General features: G+C 61.1%; 18 protein-coding genes, 1 tRNA gene, 2 pseudogenes and 1 riboswitch. Of the genes and pseudogenes, 13 read left to right on the forward strand and 8 right to left on the reverse strand.

Annotated features, from left to right (window positions below; translation table 11 throughout):
- Window positions 1–148 precede the first annotated feature (148 nt).
- A complete protein-coding gene (pyrE, locus tag VDP81_RS06975; RefSeq protein WP_323011909.1) occupies window positions 149–817 on the reverse strand; it encodes an orotate phosphoribosyltransferase in 669 nt (222 codons plus the stop codon).
- Window positions 818–1033: 216 nt separating this feature from the next.
- On the opposite strand from pyrE, the gene VDP81_RS06980 reads away from it, so the two are divergent.
- From VDP81_RS06980 to VDP81_RS06990, 3 genes are all read left to right on the forward strand, one after another.
- Window positions 1034–1780, forward strand: coding sequence for a class III extradiol ring-cleavage dioxygenase (locus VDP81_RS06980; RefSeq protein ID WP_323011910.1), 747 nt, complete (start codon window positions 1034–1036; stop codon window positions 1778–1780).
- 9 nt (window positions 1781–1789) lie between these two features.
- Complete coding sequence (locus tag VDP81_RS06985; protein WP_322995661.1) at window positions 1790–2584, forward strand: exodeoxyribonuclease III; 795 nt, start codon at window positions 1790–1792, stop codon at window positions 2582–2584.
- 96 nt (window positions 2585–2680) lie between these two features.
- Window positions 2681–2884, forward strand: a complete 204-nt coding sequence (locus tag VDP81_RS06990; protein WP_323011911.1) for a hypothetical protein — start codon at window positions 2681–2683, stop codon at window positions 2882–2884.
- A gap of 61 nt (window positions 2885–2945) precedes the next feature.
- On the opposite strand, the gene VDP81_RS06995 is transcribed toward VDP81_RS06990, so the two are convergent.
- The 4 genes and pseudogenes from VDP81_RS06995 to metX form a co-directional block, all read right to left on the reverse strand.
- Window positions 2946–3956: a bile acid:sodium symporter family protein gene (locus VDP81_RS06995; RefSeq protein WP_323011912.1), complete on the reverse strand. Its 1011-nt coding sequence runs from the start codon at window positions 3954–3956 to the stop codon at window positions 2946–2948.
- Between the two features lie 104 nt (window positions 3957–4060).
- A complete protein-coding gene (locus VDP81_RS07000; RefSeq protein ID WP_322995665.1) occupies window positions 4061–5305 on the reverse strand; it encodes a muropeptide transporter in 1245 nt (414 codons plus the stop codon).
- Window positions 5302–5931, reverse strand: coding sequence for a methionine biosynthesis protein MetW (gene metW / locus VDP81_RS07005; protein WP_322996412.1), 630 nt, complete (start codon window positions 5929–5931; stop codon window positions 5302–5304). Before metW ends, VDP81_RS07000 begins: the two co-directional genes overlap by 4 nt.
- Window positions 5932–5963: 32 nt before the next feature.
- Window positions 5964–7215, reverse strand: a pseudogene (gene metX / locus VDP81_RS07010) (homoserine O-succinyltransferase MetX).
- Window positions 7204–7282, reverse strand: a riboswitch (SAM riboswitch). (Overlaps the previous pseudogene by 12 nt.)
- 224 nt (window positions 7283–7506) lie before the next feature.
- Between metX and VDP81_RS07015 the strand changes: the two are divergent.
- From VDP81_RS07015 to VDP81_RS07040, 6 genes are all read left to right on the forward strand, one after another.
- Entirely contained in the window at window positions 7507–7785 is a 279-nt protein-coding gene (locus VDP81_RS07015) for a helix-turn-helix transcriptional regulator (protein ID WP_322995666.1), read from the forward strand.
- 65 nt (window positions 7786–7850) lie between these two features.
- Complete coding sequence (gene gshA / locus VDP81_RS07020; RefSeq protein WP_322995667.1) at window positions 7851–9419, forward strand: glutamate--cysteine ligase; 1569 nt, start codon at window positions 7851–7853, stop codon at window positions 9417–9419.
- Window positions 9420–9425: 6 nt separating this feature from the next.
- Window positions 9426–10961, forward strand: a complete 1536-nt coding sequence (locus tag VDP81_RS07025) for a sensor histidine kinase (RefSeq protein ID WP_323011913.1) — start codon at window positions 9426–9428, stop codon at window positions 10959–10961.
- Window positions 10958–11563: a response regulator transcription factor gene (locus VDP81_RS07030; protein WP_323011914.1), complete on the forward strand. Its 606-nt coding sequence runs from the start codon at window positions 10958–10960 to the stop codon at window positions 11561–11563. The genes VDP81_RS07025 and VDP81_RS07030 overlap by 4 nt, the downstream gene beginning before the upstream one ends.
- Window positions 11564–11684: 121 nt before the next feature.
- Window positions 11685–12170, forward strand: coding sequence for a GlcG/HbpS family heme-binding protein (locus VDP81_RS07035; RefSeq protein WP_323011915.1), 486 nt, complete (start codon window positions 11685–11687; stop codon window positions 12168–12170).
- A gap of 12 nt (window positions 12171–12182) precedes the next feature.
- Entirely contained in the window at window positions 12183–12839 is a 657-nt protein-coding gene (locus VDP81_RS07040; protein WP_323011916.1) for an ankyrin repeat domain-containing protein, read from the forward strand.
- 34 nt (window positions 12840–12873) lie between these two features.
- Here VDP81_RS07040 and VDP81_RS07045 read toward each other — a convergent pair.
- Window positions 12874–12948, reverse strand: a tRNA-Arg gene (locus VDP81_RS07045).
- Window positions 12949–13154: 206 nt separating this feature from the next.
- Between VDP81_RS07045 and VDP81_RS07050 the strand changes: the two genes are divergently transcribed.
- From VDP81_RS07050 to VDP81_RS07065, 4 genes are all read left to right on the forward strand, one after another.
- The gene (locus VDP81_RS07050) at window positions 13155–14060 is read left to right on the forward strand and encodes a c-type cytochrome (protein ID WP_323011917.1); all 906 of its coding nucleotides are present in this window, start codon (window positions 13155–13157) and stop codon (window positions 14058–14060) included.
- A gap of 176 nt (window positions 14061–14236) precedes the next feature.
- A complete protein-coding gene (locus VDP81_RS07055) occupies window positions 14237–15214 on the forward strand; it encodes a nitronate monooxygenase family protein (protein WP_322995676.1) in 978 nt (325 codons plus the stop codon).
- Complete coding sequence (locus VDP81_RS07060) at window positions 15211–15948, forward strand: enoyl-CoA hydratase/isomerase family protein (protein ID WP_323011918.1); 738 nt, start codon at window positions 15211–15213, stop codon at window positions 15946–15948. The genes VDP81_RS07055 and VDP81_RS07060 overlap by 4 nt, the downstream gene beginning before the upstream one ends.
- Window positions 15949–16175: 227 nt before the next feature.
- Window positions 16176–16397, forward strand: a complete 222-nt coding sequence (locus VDP81_RS07065) for a hypothetical protein (RefSeq protein WP_323011919.1) — start codon at window positions 16176–16178, stop codon at window positions 16395–16397.
- A 76-nt stretch (window positions 16398–16473) separates the two neighbouring features.
- On the opposite strand, the pseudogene VDP81_RS07070 reads toward VDP81_RS07065, so the two are convergent.
- Both VDP81_RS07070 and VDP81_RS07075 read right to left on the reverse strand, forming a co-directional pair.
- Window positions 16474–18595 (reverse strand): annotated as a pseudogene (locus VDP81_RS07070) (UvrD-helicase domain-containing protein).
- A 1-nt stretch (window position 18596) separates the two neighbouring features.
- Window positions 18597–20651 carry a primosomal protein N' gene (locus VDP81_RS07075; protein ID WP_323011920.1) on the reverse strand — a complete coding sequence of 685 codons (2055 nt, stop codon included), beginning with the start codon at window positions 20649–20651 and terminating at the stop codon, window positions 18597–18599.
- Window positions 20652–20964 lie beyond the last annotated feature (313 nt).

A 20964-nucleotide genomic window follows, 5' to 3' on the forward strand; every position in this document is an offset into this window, starting at 1 on the left:
CCCGCGCGTTTGGCGAGCGCCCCGATTGCTGGGCAATGGCCAAGCAGTCCCGGCGCAGCCGGGACCGACCGACCTGCGCCAAAAATTACCTGACCCTGTCCAGCCTGTTTAGAACCCAAACAACAAACCCCAAAAAGCACCCAAACCATCAAACCCCATACCGATCCCGATAATCCCCCACCGCCCCCCGGTATTCCGCCAGCGTGGCATCGCCTTCCAGCAGCGCCATCACATCCACCAAAGATGCAATACTGATCACCGGAATCCCGTAAGTCTGCGCCACATCCTGTACCGCCGAATGCGCGGACAAGGCCCCGTCGGCCCCCGCACGTTCCATACGGTCCAGTGCGATCAGCACCGCCGCCGGGCGCGCCCCTGCCGCCCGGATCAGGGCGACGGATTCGCGCACCGACGTCCCCGCCGTGATGACATCATCGATAATCACCACCCCGCCCTGCAACGGCGCACCCACCAGGACCCCACCCTCGCCGTGGTCCTTGGCTTCTTTGCGATTAAAAGCAAAGGGCACGACCCGGCCCGCCATGGAAGGCTGCTGGGCCAGGGCCACTGCAGTGGTGGTGGCCAGCGGGATACCCTTATAGGCCGGCCCGAACAACATGTCGAAATCCAGCCCGGCAGCCACCAAAGCCTGGGCATAGAACTGCCCCAGCCGTCCGACGCTCGCACCATCGTTGAACAGGCCCGCATTGAAAAAATACGGACTGAGACGGCCGGATTTTGTCTGGAATTGACCAAAACGCAAAACCCCTTGGTTCAGGGCGAAGCGAACGAATTCTTGGGCGTGCGAACCAGGCATGGCATTATCTCGATCTGGGAAAACCCATATTATCGGTCATCGATATGCTCTCTGGCATCAAGCCCTGCGGTCTTTGTGTGCCCCGCATGATTTGTGCATGGCAGCGTCCTGTGTTTACGCCTATGATGACAAACCATCCAAATAGCTCCAAAAACAAACAAACCTATGCGTCAACCGGTGTATTTCATTTCCCACGGCGGCGGTCCCTGGCCCTGGATGCCTGATCCCGCAGGCAACTACGTCAAGCTGGCCCAGGCTCTGCGCGGCATTCCCGCCTCTCTGCCTCAAGCACCCCGCGCCATTCTGATGGTCTCCGCCCACTGGATCACCCGCGACAAGCTCAAGGTCAGCGGCCATCCGCAACCCGGCATGGTGTACGACTATCATGGGTTTCCTGCCGACACCTACGACATCCACTACACGTCGCCGGGTTCGCCCCGTCTGGCCGCCCGGGTTCATACCCTGCTGTCGGCCAGCGCTATCCCGATTGTCGAAGACAGCCGCCGCGGCTACGACCACGGGGCCTTCGTGCCTGCCTATGTCATGCTCCCCAAGGCACAAATACCCATGGTGCAGCTCTCCATCAATGCCAATTTCGACCCAGCCTGGCACCATGCCCTGGGGGTGGCATTACAGCCGCTGCGCGATGAAAACATCCTGATCATCGGCAGCGGCCTGAGCTTTCACAACATGAAGGGCTTTAACGCCGCCGGCGCCGAACCCTCGGCCCAGTTCGATGCCTGGCTGCAGGACACCCTGGCCTGCCCGACAGCCCCCGAACGCAAAGCCCTGCTATCCCGTTGGGAACAAGCCCCGGCCGCCCGTATCTGCCACCCCATGGAAGATCATCTGGTGCCGCTGTTCGTGGCCAATGGTGCGGCCGGCGACGACACCGCCTCCTGCTTTCACCACGACACAGAAGTATTTGGCGGGCTTACCATCTCCAGTTTCCGTTTTGGCTAAAGGACGCTTGTGCTGCGCATCACCTCCCTCAATGTCAATGGCATCCGTGCCGCCTTTCGCAAAGGCCTGGCCAACTGGCTGCAGGCCCAGCAACCCGATATCGTCTGCCTGCAGGAAATCAAGATCCAGGATGCCGATCTGGTCGACGAACTGCGCCACCCGGACGGCTACAGCGGTCAGTTTCATCACGCCCAGAAAAAAGGCTATAGCGGCGTCGGCCTATACATGCGCCAGCCTGCCGATGTAGTCACCATGGGCATGGACTGCCCGGAATTCGATGCCGAAGGCCGCATTCTGCGGGCCGACTGGCCGGGGCTCAGCGTGATCAGCGCCTATTTGCCATCGGGCTCCAGCGGCGACCCGCGTCAGGATGCGAAATATCGATTCCTGGATCACTTCGAGGGCTGGCTGGACGGCCTGATGCAAGAACACCGCAATACCGAACGCGAATTCATCATCTGCGGCGACTGGAATATCGCCCACCACGAGATCGACCTGAAAAACTGGAAAGGCAACCTGAAAAACAGCGGTTTCCTGCCCGAAGAACGCGCCTGGCTAAGCAAAATCATTGACCAGCACGGCTGGGTGGACGTCTATCGTCGCCTGCATCCAGACACCACCGGAGAAGCCTACACCTGGTGGAGCAATCGTGGCCAGGCCTGGGCCAATAATGTAGGCTGGCGCATCGATTACCACATCGCCACCCCCGGCATCGCCGCCCGCGCCCAGTCCGCCGCCATCTACAAAGCCGAACGTTTCAGCGACCACGCGCCCCTGACGATTGATTACGACTACCCTGCTTGATTGCATGCACAGCCGCCAACTATGTCATAACCGGATGGAATGCCGTATAATCAAGCTCAATAGTCATACTACCGCTAGTCTCAGCAGGAGAACCCCATGTCAGAATCCGTTCAAAGCGCTGTTGCCGCCGCATCAGGTCTGCAAAACTGGACCATGATGCAAGAAAAGCAAAACCTGCTGCTGAATAAGGTGCTGGACAGCCAAGCCAATACGATTCTCAGCCTGGTCAATTCCGTTCCCAGCACCCCGCAGCTGGCCAGCAGCGGCTCTGTGGGCACCCTGCTGCACACCACCGCCTAAATTCCCAGTTTCTGTTTGGTGACAGCCATACAGTTATAGACCCGGCAGCATCAGGGTCCATTTAAGCCCCGCATTCGTGCGGGGCTTTTGCATGCTGACCATCCTGACGCTGATAATGCTGTGCCAACACAGCGCATACCATCAACTGGATCTGGTGAAAAATCATCAACGGCAGCAGTACCGGCCCGATGGCGCTGGCGCTGAACAGCACCCCTGCCATGGGCACGCCGGTGGCCATGCTTTTCTTGGAGCCGCAAAACACAATCGTGATTTCGTCCTGGCGGTTAAAACCCAAACGACGGGTAGACCAGGTATTCAGCACCAGCACAATGGCCAGCAGCACGCAACAGCTGACGATCAGCCATGCCAGGGATAGCGTATCGACCTGGCTCCAGAGGCCAGCCACCACGGATTCGCTGAACGCCGTGTACACCACCAACAGAATCGAGCTTTGATCGACCTTGGTGACCAGCGGGCGGTGCCGATCCATCCAGCGCCCAATCAGCGGACGCATCAGATGCCCCGCCACAAACGGCAGGAAAATCTGCTGGCCAATGCGCAAGATGGACTGCAGCAAGGATGTGCTGTCCAGCGCCGACGTATCGGTTTCCAGCAACAGTTGCAATAGCAGCGGGGTAATCACAATACCAATGATGCTGGACGCCGACGCGGCACAAACCGCTGCGGGGACATTGCCCCGGGCGATGGAGGTAAAGGCGATTGCCGACTGCACGGTACCCGGCAGCACACACAAATACAGAACCCCGACATATAAAGGCTCGCCCAGCAAGGGCAGCAGCACCGGGCGCATCGCCCAGCCCAGTACCGGGAAAATCACAAAGGTCCAGATGAAGATGACGCCATGCAAGCGCCAATGCGTGGCCCCGGCAATGATGGCCTCGCGCGAGAGCTTGGCCCCGTGCATGAAAAACAGCAGGGCAATCGCTACTGTCGTCAGCCAATGGAAAAACACCGCACCCTGGCCATGCGCTGGCAACAGGGTCGCCGCAGTCACCACCGCGATCAAAATCAAGGTAAATCGGTCGAACAGCAGACGTAACTTAGAAACCATTTGGGCTTTTCCAAGAGAACCAAGCAAGCGGAACGTGCCAGCTTAAACCACCTTGGGTCTGGCGCTTAACGATAAACAACGCATAATTGGCGATGAACAGACATTCACCGGATATCGGCATCCAAGCGATTCACCAGTTCCCGCATCCACCACAGCAGCACCAGACCAGGCAGTGCAATGCCGACCGTCACCACGAAAAATACCGGCCAGCCCAGGTGCTCGACAAATACCGGCGTTAATGGTCCCGCCAGATAAGTACGTCCCACTGCCGACAAAGCCGACAGCAAGGCAAACTGTGTCGCAGAGAACTGCTGGCGACACAAAGCCATCAGCAGCGCCACGAATGCCGCCGTCCCCAAGCCGCCGCAGAGATTCTCCACCGCCACCACCAAGGCCATGGAATACAAATGGGGCGGCGTCACTGCCAACATCCAGTAACCCAGGTTGGAAACCGCCTGCAGCAAGCCAAAGGCCAGCAATGCCCGATACAAGCCCAGGCGCAGCATCAAGCCACCGCCCGCCAGCGCCCCGATAATAGTGGCGACCAAGCCGAAAACCTTGTTGACCATGCCAACCTCGGTCACATCGAAGCCGGCTCCCCGAATCAAGAACGTCGTGGATAAAGCCCCCGCAAAGGCGTCTCCGAGCTTATACAACACGATCAGCAACAAAATGGACCAAGCGCCGGGACGGCCAAAGAATTCTCGCAATGGCGCCACCACCGCCTGCTGCAAGTCGCGGGGCGGCAGGCTGCTGTGTTCGGGCTCGGGCGCCCATAACGTGGCCAGGGACGATATTGCCATCAGCCCGCCCATCACCAGATAGGTATTGCCCCAGCCCAACCACTGGTCGGCCATGATCAGAGCCAGGCCGCCCGACACCACCATGGCCAGGCGATAGCCCATGACCTTTAGTGCAGCCCCTGCGGCACGCTCCTCGTGGCGCAGCACATCTGTGCTGTAGGCGTCAAAAGCAATATCTTGTGTGGCTGACAGAAACGCCACCCACACCGCCAGCAGGGCCAGAGTTTCCAGCTGCGAGCCCGGCGAAAAAAAGCCCATGGCGGCAATCGAAGCCGCCAGCAGCCACTGGGTCAGAAACACCCAGCTGCGTCGACGCCCCAACCAAGGGGGGGCATAGCGATCCACCAGGGGTGCCCAGAGGAACTTCAACGTATAAGCGGTCCCCGCCAGCGTCAGAAAACCGATGCTTTGCAGAGAGACCTGTTCGACCGTGGCCCAGGCCTGCAGCGTGCCGGTGGTCAGCGCCAGTGGCAATCCGCTGGCAAAACCCAGCACCAGCAAAGGAGCAACCCGGCGCTGGCCGTAGACTCGCCAGCCAGTGGTCACGAACGCTCGCCCAGGGGGGACTCGAAGCGATAGACCGCCAGCGTGCTGCGCCAGCCGCGCAGCCAATGGATTTCCCGGTCGCCTCGGAAAGTCGCGAAGTGAGTAATGCGCAGCCCCAGCTGCGCCGCCAGCAGCTGGAAATCGCGCAGCGTGCACAAATGAATATTGGGCGTGTCGTACCACTGATACGGCATCTGATCGTTGACCGGCATGCGGCCCCGCAAAATGGACCAACCGTGAGGCCAATAGCCGAAGTTGGGGAATGACACGATGCCGTAGCGCGCCACCCGCGCCATTTCCTGCAGGATATGTTCCGTGTGATGCATGGACTGCAGGGTCTGGGACAGCACCACGGTATCGAACTGCTGGTCGTCGAACAGCGCCAGGCCTTCTTCCAGGTTTTGCTGAATCACCCGCACCCCGCGGCGCACAGCAGCGATCACCTGATCATCGCTGAGTTCCACCCCGGCACCCTGTACCTGGCGGGTGCGCTGCAGATAGGACAACAGATAACCATCGGCGCAGCCCAGATCCAGCACCCGACTGCCAGGCGCGACCCACTGGGCGATGCGCTGCAAATCGATGCGCGGAACAGCATCAGTCTGTGCCGAGGTGCCGACAGGCATGGTATTGCGCCCCTGCGTAGTCGCAGTTGAGTTCATGCCAGCACCCCCGTGGTCTGACGGCGTTCGCCCAGCCCCAGGCGCAGGGCGATCTGGTCATAGTAGCCTTGCACAATGGCATGGTAGCGGGCATCGTCCAGCAAAAAGGCATCATGCCCATTCGGCGCATCGATTTCGGCATAGGTGACCTCGCGCCGGTTCTTCAGCAAGGCCTGCACGATTTCACGCGAATGCGCAGGTGCAAAGCGCCAATCGGTGGTAAACGACACCAACAGAAAGCGCGCCTGGACGGGGGCCAATGCCTGAGCCAGATCCCCCCCCCGTCGCCCGGGCAGGGTCGAAATAATCCAGTGCGCGAGTCAGCAGCAAATAGGTATTGGCATCAAAATGGCGCGAGAATTTCTCGCCCTGATAACGCAGATAAGACTCGATCTCGAATTCGACTTCGTAGTTGTACCGATAATCGCCGTCAGGCCCCGGCGCACGCTGAGTGCGGCCGAATTTGGCGGCCATGACCTCGTCGGACTGATACGTAATATGGCCCACCATCCGGGCTACCGACAGGCCGTTGGTGGGCACCACGCCCTGGGCACTGTAGTCGCCCCCCCGAAAATCCGGGTCGGTCAGGATGGCGCGGCGGGCGACCTCGTTGAAGGCAATGTTCTGGGCTGTCAGGCGGGCGGTGCTGGCCACTACGATGCAATCACCCACGCGATCCGGACAGGTAATGGCCCAGCTCAGTGCCTGCATGCCGCCCAAGGACCCGCCCATGACGGCAGCAAATCGCTGAATCCCGAAATAATCGGCGACGCGGGCCTGGGCGTGCACCCAGTCCTCGACCGTCAGCAAGGGAAACGACGCCCCCCAAGACTGACCAGTGGCCGGATTGATCGTGGTGGGGCCGGTGGAACCAAAACAAGACCCCAGATTATTCACCCCGATCACAAAAAAACGGTCAGTGTCCACGGCCTTGCCGGGGCCAACCATATTGTCCCACCAGCCAATCTGACTGGGGTCATCGGCATTCATGCCCGCCACATGATGCGAGGCATTCAGGGCATGGCAAACCAGCACGGCATTGCTGCATTCAGCATTCAGCGTGCCATAGGTTTCGATGGCCAGAGAGTAAGACGGCAGCACCTGGCCGCTGGACAAGATCAGCGGCTGATCAAAATGCAGGTATTGGGGCGTGACATAGCCTACGCTGCCCGGTGGCACCGACGCATGCGGGGATTTTGGGGGCGCCACGGCAGCGGCGCAATTGGAAGAATCGACAGGTGTGGTCATAGGACCTCTTTAGCTGGATTTATGGGGCGCCCGCAAGCGGATCAGGCAAATCGGCGCCAAGTCAATCTTCATTCTAGCACCAGGGCTTGCGGGGATCAGGAAAACCCGCTTTCACGCCACGGGACTTACCCTGAGCCCCGACCATCAAATGCGCAAGCATTGACTTATCGCAAATATGTTAGCCAAACAACCCATTAATCACTAGGGTTTGTGTTTTCTACGTAAACACCGTGATACATTCATTAACGAAAACGAGTTGTTACAAATTAGGATGCCTACAGAGGAAACCCCATGGTAAAGCTGACTTCTCGCCATCGCGCCTGCCTGTATTGGGCATCCCAGGGCAAGACCAGTTGGGAAATCGGTCAAATTCTGGGCATCACCGAGCGCACCGTCAATTTCCATTTCGGCAAGCTCTACGACCTGCTGGGCGTGCATACCCGCCAGGCCGCCATCACCGCCGCCGTGCAGCGCCAACTACTGGATCTGAACCAAGTCCCCATCCCCGGACTGACGCATCCACAAACCCTGACGATCCCCGACAGCATCCAACCCTCTCTATTTCAGTAAGCCCTTATTTCCCCCGCCAGCTCGGCTAAAATCATTCCATTCAGACTAACCCGGTACTCTTTATCATGACACAGGCTTCCGATCGGCGTGCCCGCATCGCTGCGCACCCAGAACTGCTGCGAGGCATCCGGCGGGGCATCGAAAAAGAAGGCCTGCGGGTGGATGCTCACGGTCGATTGGCGCACACCCCCCACCCGCTGGCGCTGGGATCGGCCCTGACCAACCCCCACATCACCACCGACTACTCCGAATCCCTGCTGGAACTCGTCACCAGCCCTGACGCATCGACCGCCGCCCTGGTGCAGGAACTCACCGATATACATGCCTTTGTGGCGTTGCGCAATCCGACTGAAACCATCTGGAATCAATCCATGCCAGCCCACCTGCCGCCCGAGGCAGACATCCCCGTGGCCTGGTACGGTCCCTCGAATACCGGCATGCTAAAGCACGTCTATCGCCAAGGTCTGGCCTGGCGCTACGGCAAAATCATGCAATGCATTGCCGGCGTGCACTATAACTACTCGCTGCCCGAGGCGGCCTGGGATTTTCTGGCGACGGGCGATACCGAAAAAGATCGTCGCAATTCGGGCTATATGGGCCTGATCCGCAATTTCATGCGCTATGCCTGGCTGCTGATGTATTTATTCGGCGCAGCGCCCGCCGTATCACGCAGCTTTCTGCAACACGCCGGCCTGGAATCCCAACTGACCCGCCTGAGCCCGGACACCTATTGCCTGCCTTGGGCCACCAGCCTGCGCATGAGCGACCTGGGCTATAAAAGCCCCATCCAGTCCGAACTGCAGCTTTGCTACAACGACCTGGACACTTTCACCGCCCGCATCCACAGCGCTGTCACCACGCCCTGGCCCGCCTACGAGGCCATCGGCACCCACCGCGACGGCCAACGCATCCAGCTCAACACGAATATTCTGCAGATCGAAAACGAGTACTACGCCACGATCCGGCCCAAACAAACTGCCGGACGCTGCGAACGGCCCAACACGATTCTGCACGAACGCGGCATTCAGTACATCGAGGTGCGCTGCATGGACATCGACCCCTGGGAGCCTGCGGGCATCGCTGCCGACACCTGCCGGTTCCTGGATGCATTCCTGCTGTTTTGCGCCCTGGAAGACAGCCCCCTGTTTCCCATCCCCGGCACCTGCCAGGAAAGCCAGGCCAATTTTGGACTGGTTGCGCGCGAAGGACGCCGCCCCGGCCTGATGCTGCAACACGACGAACAAGCGATCGGTTTGCAGGACTGGGCTCAGGACATCCTGCAGCGCATCACCCCCTATGCCGCACTGCTGGACGCACACACCGACGACCCGCACCACGGCGCTGCCCTGCAACTGCAACTGGCCAAGACCCAGGACCCGGCACTGACACCATCGGCCCGCCTGCTGGCCGCGCTACAGGATAGCGGCCAGGAATTTCACGACTGGACCCTGGCCCAAAGCCAGGCCCACTGGGCCGCATTACAGGCACGCGGCCTGCCCGCCAGCACTCTGGCCGCCTACGACCGAACCGCCCAGGCATCCCTGGCCGAGCAGGCCACCCTGGAAGCCGAGAACACCGAAAGCTTCGAAAACTATGTGGCGCGGTTTCATGCAGCGCTGGCAAAGGCCGCCTGAACGCATATGCCCCGCCAGGGCCCCTTGATTCTTCGCAGCCTGACTTGCCAAGTCCTGATTTGGGGCCTGCTCTTGCTGCTCGCGGGCGGCGCGCTGGCGGCTTGGCAGTACCAATCGCTGATCAGCACGCTTGAAAACGAAAGCAACGCCCTGCATCGGTCGGCCTCACAAAGGGCCGATCAGCACGATGCGCACTTGACGGCCCTATCGGCTGTGGCCAATGCCTCAGCCGACCCGAGCCACAAGCTTTTTCTGGATGTGGCCACGACCGTCGCACAGTTCTATCCGCGGATCGACGATATACAACTGGTCCCACTCGACGCCCGCGAGGCGTCCGCAGGCCTCCATCCACTCTCGCCCGACCTCGCACAGCGCATACGCGCAGCCGTCAATGCATCCAATGGGCAAATTGCCGTCTTGCCTTACCCTGAACGCCCAGAGCACTACATCTTGCTCAAGCGCAGCCCTAATACCCCAGCAGCGCGCTACGGCCTGATGCTCGGCATTGATGCCCATCAGCTGATTGGCGAGGCCAGTCCCTTCTGGTCAAAACCAGGCGTCAATTTGCGCTTGTCCCTGCCCGACGGCCAAGTGCTGGTCAGTCGCGCACCTGCATCGGCAGGCACCCTTCACTTTTCCAAGGCGCTGGCCAGCGCGTCGCAGCCACTCATGCTTGCGACAGGGATGACGATCGGGCCAGGCGACCTTTTCCCTCTGATGCCGACCACATTGGCGCTGCTGCTGGTGAGCGCCGTCTACATCGCCGTGCTGGCCGCCTGGCGCCAACGGCTGAGCACACGCGCAGCAGTCGAACAGGCACGCCTGAGCGCGCTGGAATCCCGTCTGGCGCACGCCTCGCGCGTGAACGCGCTGGGCGAAATGGCCAGCGGCCTGGCGCACGAACTGACGCAGCCCCTGACCGCTATTCTGGCTCAGACACAAGCCAGCCGCAGGATGTTCACGCAAGGCAATCCCGCTTTGGGATCGGTGTTTGAAGACACCGTTGCCCAGGCAAAGCGGGCCTCCGCCATCCTGGAGCGATTCCGCAATTGGTCACGCCCTCAGCCGGCCAACACGGCGGTGTTCGACCTGCGCGAGGCCCTGGGCAACGTCCAGGCCTTGCTGGCCCCTCAGGCTGCCGCATCACAGGCCAGGCTGACGTTTGACCTGCCTGCCCAGGCGGTGCTCATCCAGGCAGACCCCATCGAAATGGAGCAAGTGCTCTTCAACCTTGTGCGCAACGCCCTCGAAGCAGTGGCTCAGCAAGACGCCGGACAAATTACCGTCACCCTGCGGCAAACTGGGACTGACGTGGTGCTCGATGTGTCTGATAATGGCCCAGGGGTTGCGCCAGAAATCCAACACCGGCTGTTCACCCCCTTTACGACCAATCGGCCCGACGGCACAGGCCTGGGTCTTGCCCTGAGCCAGCGTCTGGTAGAACGCGCAGGCGGGGATGTTTTTCTGGCTGACAAAGGTCCTGGCACCACCTTCAGGGTCACGCTGAAGGCACAGACCCCGCCCAAAGAGGAAAACGTATGATGCACCCGGTCTATCTGGTCGATGACGACGATGCAGTATGCCGCGCACTGAGCCTTTTGCTATCCACCGTTGATATCCAGGTGACCGCCTTTACCGACCCGCAAGCATTCCTGGCCCAAATGACGCGACTGACGCCCGGCTGCCTGATTCTGGATATCCGCATGCCGGTCATTTCAGGGTTGAAGCTGCAGGAACGGCTGACCGACAGCGGCGTGGACTGGCCCACGATCATCATCTCCGGGCACGGCGATATCGAAGCCTGTCGGCGGGCATTTCGCAACGGCGCCGTCGATTTTCTATCCAAACCCATCGACGAACAGGATCTCATCGAAGCAATACAAAAAGGGCAAGACGTCCTGGACCGCAAGCTGCGACAACAGGCACAGCAGGCCGAAACACTGAGTCTGCTGGCGCACCTGACGCCGCGCGAACACCAGGTGCTGGATCTGGTCGCCCAAGGCTTTACCACGCGGCAGATTGCAGATGCCCTGAACCTGTCCTCGCGCACCATCGACACACACCGCGCCAGCATCGGCACCAAGCTGGGCACGACCTCACAGGCTGAACTCACCCGGCTGTGGCTGGAAGGCAAAGGCCCCTAAAGCAGCGAGCCCCCATGTCCGACTCGGTATAACTGCGTAGTACCGCGCTAGCCCTACGAATAGCTGCGCAATGGGGCAGACAGTAAGCTTTCCCTGTCTGTTCACTTGAAAGGAAAACAACATGATCCGCACGCTCTCTATTGCCGCATTGCTCTGCGCCCCCATCGTCGCCTCTGCTGCCACAGCGCTGCCCAGCGCGCCCTATCTGCCGCTTGAGCTGGCGACCAAAGCTGCGCAAACCGCCTTGCAGACCTGCAGCGACCAAGGCTACAACGTCAGCGTCGCCATCGTGGCGCGAGATGGCTCGACCAAAGTGCTGCTGAAGGCCGATAACGCCGGCCCGCACACCGCCAGCAGCGCACAGGGCAAGGCCTTTACCTCGGCAGCCATGGGCCGCGATACCGCAGGGCTGGCCAACTTCATCGCCAGCGAGCCGGCCAATAACGGCCTGCGCGACATGGACTCCCGCATGGTGATTCAAGCCGGTGGTCTGCCGATCAAGTTCGACAAAGCCCTGGTGGCTGGAATTGGCGTGGGTGGTGCCCCCTCGGGCGACATCGACACAAGTTGCGCGGCAGCAGGCCTGAAGGCAATCGGCGCTGCGTAAACAGGAGGCCCTATGACCAAATCACTGCTTGCGATCATCTGCGCCGTCTTGATGCTTGCAGGGATGCAGGCGCGTTCAGGAGAATCCGTGCAGCAGTATCCCTTGCACGCCGCAGCCCGGCAGAACGATGTACAGGCGCTTGAGCAACTGCTTGCGAAAGGCACCGACATCGAAGCGCGGGACGCATCGGGTTCGACCGCGCTGCTGGTCGCAACCAGGGAAAATCAGGTCAATGCCGCCCGCGTGCTGATGGATGCCGGTGCCGATGTGAATGCAAAAGACCGCATCAACGACAGCGCCTATCTGTATGCGGGTGCGCGGGGTCATCTGGACATACTCAAGATGACGCTTGCGCACGGTGCCGATCTGCAAAGCACAAACCGCTATGGGGGCACCGCCTTGATTCCAGCCGCCGAGCGCGGTCACGTCGAGACGGTGCAAACCCTGATCGAAGCCGGTGTCGCCGTCGATCACGTCAACAAGCTGGGCTGGACTGCGCTGCTTGAAGCCATTATTTTGGGGGACGGCGGTGAACGCCACCAGCAGATCGTGGCCCACCTGCTGCAGGCTGGCGCCGATCCCAGCCTGGCCGACCGCGAGGGCGTCACGCCTTTGCAACATGCCCGCGCACGCGGCTACCGCCAGATCGCCAGCGAGTTGGGGGGTTAGGCCTATAGCGGTGGTATGCCAGATGTGTGCAATATGGCGCGCCCGACAGGAATCGAACCTGTATCAGAGGCTTCGGAGGCCCCTATTCTATCCATTGAACCACAGGCGCACTGGACGTCAGCCAAGATGCTGACGCAAGCCGTGCATGCTGACGACGCACGGGTCGCACATTGTAGCGGGTTTATCCTAAGCCTGCATCGTCCTGGGGCTGTCGCTATAATCGAAGATTGAGGCCTGTAACAGAAGCCGCCCGGCTGACAGGACACGGGCTGCCGTCCAGGCCGTCGGCCGCATTCACTATCCCAGGAAACCACCATGAGTCTCCCAGAACACGCAGGAAACGGGCACAAAAGTGCCACCAAGTCCCCAAAGCAGCTGCTGATCACGATCGTGCTGGCTTTCCTGATCCCGATTGTGATCGTCGTCCTGCTGTATAACCTGCTGAGCAATCTCATTGTCACCAACTACGGTTCCAACAGCCTGTCTGAAGAAGCCATCGCCAAGCGCATCCAGCCCGTGGCCGGCTTCAAACTCGTCGATGCCGACGCCCCAAAGGTCTTGAAGACTGGCGAACAGGTCTACGAATCCACCTGTTCCGCCTGTCACAGCTCGGGCGTAGCGGGTGCCCCCAAGTTCGGCGACAAAGACTCCTGGGCTCCCTTCATCAAACAAGGCTACGAAGACCTGCTCAAGAACGCGCTCCACGGTATTGGCGCCATGCCACCCCGGGGCGGCAATGCGTCGTTGGCTGACATCGAAGTCGCCCGCGCCGTGGTCTACATGACCAATCACTCGGGCGCTGACTTCCCGGAACCCCAGGAATCCGGCGACGGCCAGTCCGCTGAAGCCGCCCCGGCAGCAGCACCCGCAGCCGACGCAGCACCGGCACCTGCCGCTGATGCCGCCCCGGCAGTCGCTGCAGCGCCCGCCGCCGCCGACGCAGCGCCCGCCCAGGATGATGCTAAAAAAATCACCTCCGACAATGTCGTCGGTGAAAAACTCTACAAGTCCGTCTGCATCACCTGCCACAGCACCGGGATTGCAGGGGCGCCTAAATTCGGCGATGCCGCCGCCTGGGACCCCTTCGTCAAAACCGGCCTGGACACCATGCTGAAAAACGCCATCTCCGGTGTGGGCGCCATGCCCCCGCGCGGCGGCTCGCAGGCCACCGATGACGAACTGAAGGCTGCCATCGAATATATGCTGGCCGCCAATCAATAAGGCTTTACGCCGCTGTCCTACAGGCCTGTCATTGCAAGATGACAGGCCTGTTTTTTGTGCCGCGCCAACCCAGACAGTGATGCGCCCGAGCTTGATGTCCCTCGATCCAGGATTACCCGAATGATTTCAAACGGTCGTTTGATTTAAAATGGGGGATTATTCCCAGGAGATAGCCCATGCCCCGCTCACTTGCCGCCTTGCTGCACCAGTCCATGACACTGCCAGCCATGGCAGCCCCCATGTTCATCATATCGAACCCGGATCTGGTCATTGCCCAATGCGCCAATGGCATTATCGGATCGATGCCGGCCCTGAACGCCCGCCCCCAAAGCCAGTTGGATAACTGGCTGACCCAGATTGAAGACGGCCTGGCTGCGCTGCGTAACACCCACCCGGACCGCCCTATTCCGCCCTACGCGATCAATCACATCATCCATCAATCCAATGACCGCCTGCAGGCGGACCTGGAAACCTGCGCCCGGCATCAGGTGCCCCTGATTATTACCAGCCTGCGCGCCCCCAATCAGGTGGTGGACGCCGTGCACGCCTGGGGCGGCAAGGTATTCCATGACGTGACCACCCTGCGCCACGCGCAGAAGGCCATCGAGGCCGGCGTGGACGGCCTGATCCTGGTGTGTGCCGGGGCCGGTGGCCATGCTGGCACCCTCTCGCCCTTTGCCCTGCTGGGCGAAGTCCGACGGATTTTCGATGGCCCCATTTGCCTATCGGGTGCCATCAGCCGGGGACAGGACATTCTGGCCGCACGCGCCATGGGCGCGGATTTCGCCTATATCGGTACGCGTTTCATCGCCAGCACCGAAGCCCACGCCCAACCCGAATACAAGCAAATGATTGTAGACAGCGCCGCCGCCGATGTTGTCTATACCCCGTATTTCACCGGCATTCCCGGTAATTATCTGAAGCCCTGCATCCGCAATATCGGGCTGGACCCCGATGCCCTGCCCGATGCCCAAGGCACAAATTTCGGCAGCGACAGCAAAAAGACCTGGCGCGATGTCTGGGGCGCGGGTCAGGGGGTGGGCAATATCGACAGCATCCTGCCCACCGCCGACATCATCGCCCAGCTACGTGACGAATACCAACAAGCCCTGCTGTCTCTGCAGGACGGCTTCCTGACACAGGTGCGCGCATGATCCGCCTAAGCCGCAACGGCCCCATCCTGGAAATCCAGATCGACCGCCCGGAACGGCGCAATGCCCTGACTGACGCGATGTACCGCGAGATCAATCAGGCCCTGCTGGATGCCGATGCCGATCCCGCCTGCTCCGCCGTGATTCTGCACGGGACCGGCGGGCATTTCACAGCCGGCAATGATCTGGCCGAGTTCCAGACCCTGCCCGATCACAAAGATGTCGGATCGATTGCATTTCTGCACACGCTGGCTCAGATCAATGTGCCGGTGATTGCCGCCGTGCAGGGCCAGGCGGTGGGAGTGGGGGTCACGCTGCTGGCACACTGCGACTTTGTCTATGCCGACACCAGCGCCGTGTTCCACCTGCCTTTTGTGCCGCTGGGCTTATGCCCGGAAGGCGCATCCAGCTACCTGCTGCCGCGCCTGGCTGGCGCCCGCCGCGCCACCCGCTGGTTGCTGCAGGCCCAGCCTTTCGATGCCCAGGAAGCCCTGGCGGGGCAGTTATTGACGGATATCCAGGGCGATCCCCTGGCCGCCGCCCGGGCATGCGCCCAAACCCTGGCCGCCCAGCCCACGCAGGCCGTGCGTACCAGCAAACAACTGCTGCGCGCCCCGGATCGCGATCTTGTCCACCAGGTTCTGGATACCGAAGCCGCCCTGTTCTTTGAACGCATCCAGTCCCCCGAAGCCCAGGCGGCCTTCCAGCGCTTCTTCGCCCGCAAAAAACCCTCCTGATCAAACCTGAGGGCAAAGGTGCCCTCAGCTCACGCCGGCTGGCGCGCATTGCCGCATAAACGCAACAGTATTTTTACGGCAGAGGCTGGGCGTGGCTGTTTTTGCCTGAATTTCTCATCAAATGCTCAACACTAGGGTTTACCCCTATCTTTATTCTAGGGTTTACCCTATACTGACCTTGTTGAAATCTGAAGCTTCTGAAACAGGAGTCAGTTGTGAATATTGTGATGACCACCCAAAACTTGATGATGTCCGATGCGCTGGAGCGCGCCTATGCCCAAACGATTCTGAGCGAATCCGAATCCCTTTCCCTGAAAAAGGGCTTGTTTGCAGCGGGTCGTGCCCTGCGTCGGGGGGCCAAGGCCTTCGCCCGTGGTATCGCTGCCGTCATCAATGCCCAGGCCGAAGCCCGGGCCCGCAGCATGCAGTACACCCGCAGCCCCTGGTAATCCGACCAGCGCTGACGCGCCCGAAAAGCCACCTTGGCAAAATCCAATGTGGCTTTTTAACGTTCTGACATCAAGTTCAGCGCTTCAATAAATTCTTCAGGCTGCTCAAGGCCCGATCCGGGTCCATTTCCGGCGCCAGGCTGGGACTATCTGCCTGGGCTTGCAGTCCCATTTCGGCAATAAACCGGGATGGCTCGCACATCACGTCCTCGCGCGCCCGACGGCGCTTGCGGCACCAACTGATCTGCAGGCTGCGCTGCGCCCGCGTAATGCCCACATACATCAGTCGGCGCTCTTCTTGGATATGGCGCACCCGCGCCGCCATGGCCGCCTCGCTGACATCGCCCTCGTCATCCCCTCCCCGGTGCGGCAACAGACCTTCCTCGACCCCGATCAGGTAGACGTGCGGAAACTCCAGGCCCTTGGAAGCATGCAGGGTAGACAGCTTGACGGCATCAGGTTCTTCCTCGTCCGAGCGCTCCAGCATCGTGACCAGGGCGACATGCTGGACCAGGTCCAGCACGGTCAGGTCGCCCTCGTCGGCCTTGCGCTTCAGCCATTCCAGCAGTTCCAGCACATTGCTCCAGCGCGCCTGGGCCTGGCGTTCGTCCACCATGTCATACAAATAGCGTTCATAGTCCATGGCCGACAGCAAGTCATCCAACACCTGCGACGCGGAATCCTCTCGGGCACCATCAATGCCCACCGTTGGTTCTAATGCGGGTTCTGAATCCAGATCGAAAGCCAGCAGATCCCCTTGAACCGCAACGCCCGGCAGCGCCGGAATGGTCCCGCCACGGCGTTCGGCCCGGGTCTGAAAATGCTGGATCAGTTGGACAAAAGACTGCACTGCCTGACGTTGTCTGGGCACAGGCAACAGACCTTCGGTCACCTGGGCGGCCACGGCGAACAGCGATACACCAAGACGCGCGGCTTCGGTGCCCAAGGCTTGCAGCGTACCCTGGCCAATACCACGGCGCGGGGTGGTGGCGGCACGGATGAAGGCGGGGTCTTCGTCCTCGTTGGCCACCAGGCGCAGCCAGGCCAGCACGTCGCGGATTTCGGCCTTGTCGAAAAAAACTCTGGCCACCCGAGACCGTATAGGGAATTCGCAAGGTGCGCAGGGCCTGCTCCATCACCCGCGCCTGATGATTGCCGCGATACAGCACGGCAAAATCCTTCCATTGCGCCTGACGCTCGAAGCGCGATGCCGAGATCCGCATGGCAATGGATTCGGCCTCGATCAGATCCGAGCCCATCGGCGTGATGCCAATGGGCTCGCCCGTACCGAGTTCCGACCACAGGGTCTTGTCAAAGGTCTTGGGGTTATGACTGATGACCTGATTGGCAGCCTGCAGAATGCGCTGCACAGAGCGGTAGTTCTGCTCAAGCTTGATGACTCGCAGGCGCGGATAATCGCGTTCTAATTGGGCCAGGTTTTCAACGGTGGCTCCGCGCCAGGCATAAATGGCCTGATCATCGTCCCCCACCGCCGTCAACATGGCCCGATCCCCGCACAGCAGGCGCACCAGCTGATATTGGCAGGCATTGGTGTCCTGGTATTCGTCCACCAGCAAGTACTGAACCCGGGCCTGCCAGCGCTCGCGCACGGCCTCGTCCTGCTGCAATAACTGCGCCGGCATGCGGATCAAATCATCGAAGTCCACCGCCTGATAGGCGCGCAACGTGGCCTCGTAGCTGCGGAATACCCGCACGGCCTCGGCCTCGTCGGCACCCTGGGCCTGGCGTGCCGCCGCATCCGGGTCCAGCAAAGCGTTTTTCCACAGAGAGATCGTCTGCTGCACCGCCCTGAGGCGGGCGCGGTCGGTGGTGGCCAGCAGTTCCTGGATGATCCCCTGGGCATCGGTGGCGTCCAGAATGGAAAACCCGCGCTTCAGCCCCAGATGGAGAGCTTCTTCGCGCAAAAACCGCAAGCCCAGGGAATGAAACGTGCCCACGGTCAGGCCGCGCAGCAGCCTGGCCTCGACCAGCGTACGCACGCGCTCATTCATTTCGCGAGCGGCCTTATTGGTGAAAGTCAGCGCCACGACATGGCGTGCCTGATAGCCGCATTCACGCAGCAGATAGGCCATCTTGCGGGTAATCACCCGGGTCTTGCCACTGCCCGCCCCCGCCAGCACCAGACAGGGGCCATCCAGGTACAGCACGGCCTCGTTCTGGCGTGCGTTCAAATCCATCCTAAATCTCCTGGGGGTCGATTTCGACCCCCCAGCGCACGGGTCGGCTGGCGGGCAAGCCATCCAGTTGGGGCAGCAACGCCTGCAGCAAAGCATGCAGGGGACGACGGTGATCGGACTCGATCAATAACTGAGCGCGCTCGACCCGGGCCACCCGCACCACCCGCAAAGGCACTGCATCATAGAGCCGCACGCCCGCAGACGTCGGCAAGGTCCGGGCCAGATCCAGCACCACCTGCAGAAACCCCAGCGCATCGGCCAAATGCGTGGCCTGCGCCGTCAGCAAAGCCTGGTGAGAAAAGGGCGGCAGCGACAAAAGCTGACGTTCTTCCAGCGCCGCCTGGGCAAATCGCTGGTAATCGTGCCGCAACAAGGCCTGATAGACCGATTGCTCCGGGTAATCGGTCTGCACCAGGACTTCGGCACCGTCCATGCGCCGCCCGGCCCGCCCAGCCACCTGCATCAGTTGGGCAAATAGGCGTTCGGGCGCCCTGAAGTCCTGGGCAAACAGCATGGCATCGGCGTTCAGTACCCCGACCAGCCCCAGGCGGGCAAAATCGTGACCTTTGGACACCATCTGCGTACCCACCAAAATATCGGCTTGGCCGTCGTGTACCTGAGCAAACAAGGCCTGGGCGCTGCCCTTGCGCCGGGTGGCGTCGGCATCGATGCGCACAATACGGGCCTGGGGATAGCGTTCACCCAGGAATTCTTCGACCCGCTGAGTGCCCCGCCCCATGGGCTGCAGATCCTGATCACCGCAATCGGGACAGGCCCGGGGCACTGGCCGGGCGTCGCCACAATGGTGGCACTGCAGCACAGCGCGGCGCCCCGTTGTCCGGTGCAGGACCGTGTGCGCCGTGCATTGCCGACATTGACTGACCCAGCCGCACGAAGCGCAGCGCAAGACCGGCGCATAGCCCCGACGATTGAGAAACACCAGACTCTGGTCGCCGCACTCCAGGCGCTGGTCCAGGGCCTGCAGCAACTGGGGCGTAAAACCCTGCTCCAGCTGCGCCCGGCGGGTATCCACCAGGCGGATGGTCGGCAAGGACTGGGCCTGGGCCCGCTGCGGCAGGGACACCAGTTGGTATTCGCCGCGCTGGGCCTGACGCCAGGATTCCAGCGAAGGCGTCGCCGACCCCAGCACCACAGGAATGCCCAGATCGTGACCACGCCAGACGGCCAGATCCCGGGCGGAATACCGCAAGCCGTCTTGTTGTTTGTAGGATGGATCGTGTTCCTCGTCCACCACGATCAGGCCCAGGCGCGGCATGGGCGTCATCAGGGCCAGGCGCGTGCCCAGCAACAGCCCGGCCTGACCACGCACCACCCGCAACCAGGCGCGCAGCCGTTCGCCATCCGCCAGACGGCTGTGCAACATGGCCAAGCCGCCAGGCCCCAAATCCAGCCGGGTCCGCACCACCTGTTCCAGCTGTGGGGTAAGGTTGATCTCGGGCACCAACAGCAGCACCTGGCGCCCCTGGGCCAGCACCTGGCGAGCCAGATGCAGATAGAGTTCGGTCTTGCCGCTGCCAGTGACCCCGTGCAGCAAAGCCACCCCACGCCCCCGATCCAGCAGCGCCTGCAAGGGCAAGAGCGCCTGCTGCTGCCCTGGTGTCAGTGGCGGCGGTGGCGTGACAGCGGGCAGCGGCGTCCGATCGACAGCGCCCGGACGCCGGTCCGCCCGGCACACCGGCCCGCCCGCCGCCCGGGCCCCGGTATAGGCGGCGGGTTTGCGCAAGCTGGGCGGCAGCGCCGGCAAAGCGACCTCGCCCAGGGGGCGGTGGTAATAGCGGGCGGCAAAATCCACCAGCCGCAACCAATCCTGGGCCAAAGGAGGTAAATCATCCAATACGGCTTCGATGGCCCGCACCCGATCGATGGCCACGACCGGGCTGGTTCGCACGGCCCACACCAGCCCCACCATGACCCGTCGACCGAACACCACCCGCACCCGCACGCCCGGCATAACCGGCACATCATGCCAGTAATCAAACAAGCCCGGCAGCGGCACATCCAAGGCCACCGCCAGATATACGCGGTCTTCGGTCATGAAATCTTGTGGTGGGACGCTATCCCGGCCAGCCTGTGGATAACTTTGTGGAAAAAGTGGGTGTAATGACACCGACAACGGGATCAGAGAAGCGTCAAGACCTGATATAAATACAGTAGTTGATTAAATTTCTTTTATAATCAATTACATACAATAAAAATACAGAACGATTCGCGAATCATCAGTACAAACCCCAATCCCATGAAAATTGTGCATAAGCACATAAACCTAGGAGACATCATGCGGCACCCAGCGGCCAAATCATCAAAAACCAGATAAACCGCCCGTCTTGGGCGGACCAACGCGCAACGCC

The sequence above is a fragment of the Castellaniella sp. genome (assembly GCF_034675845.1).
GTDB lineage: Bacteria > Pseudomonadota > Gammaproteobacteria > Burkholderiales > Burkholderiaceae_B > Castellaniella.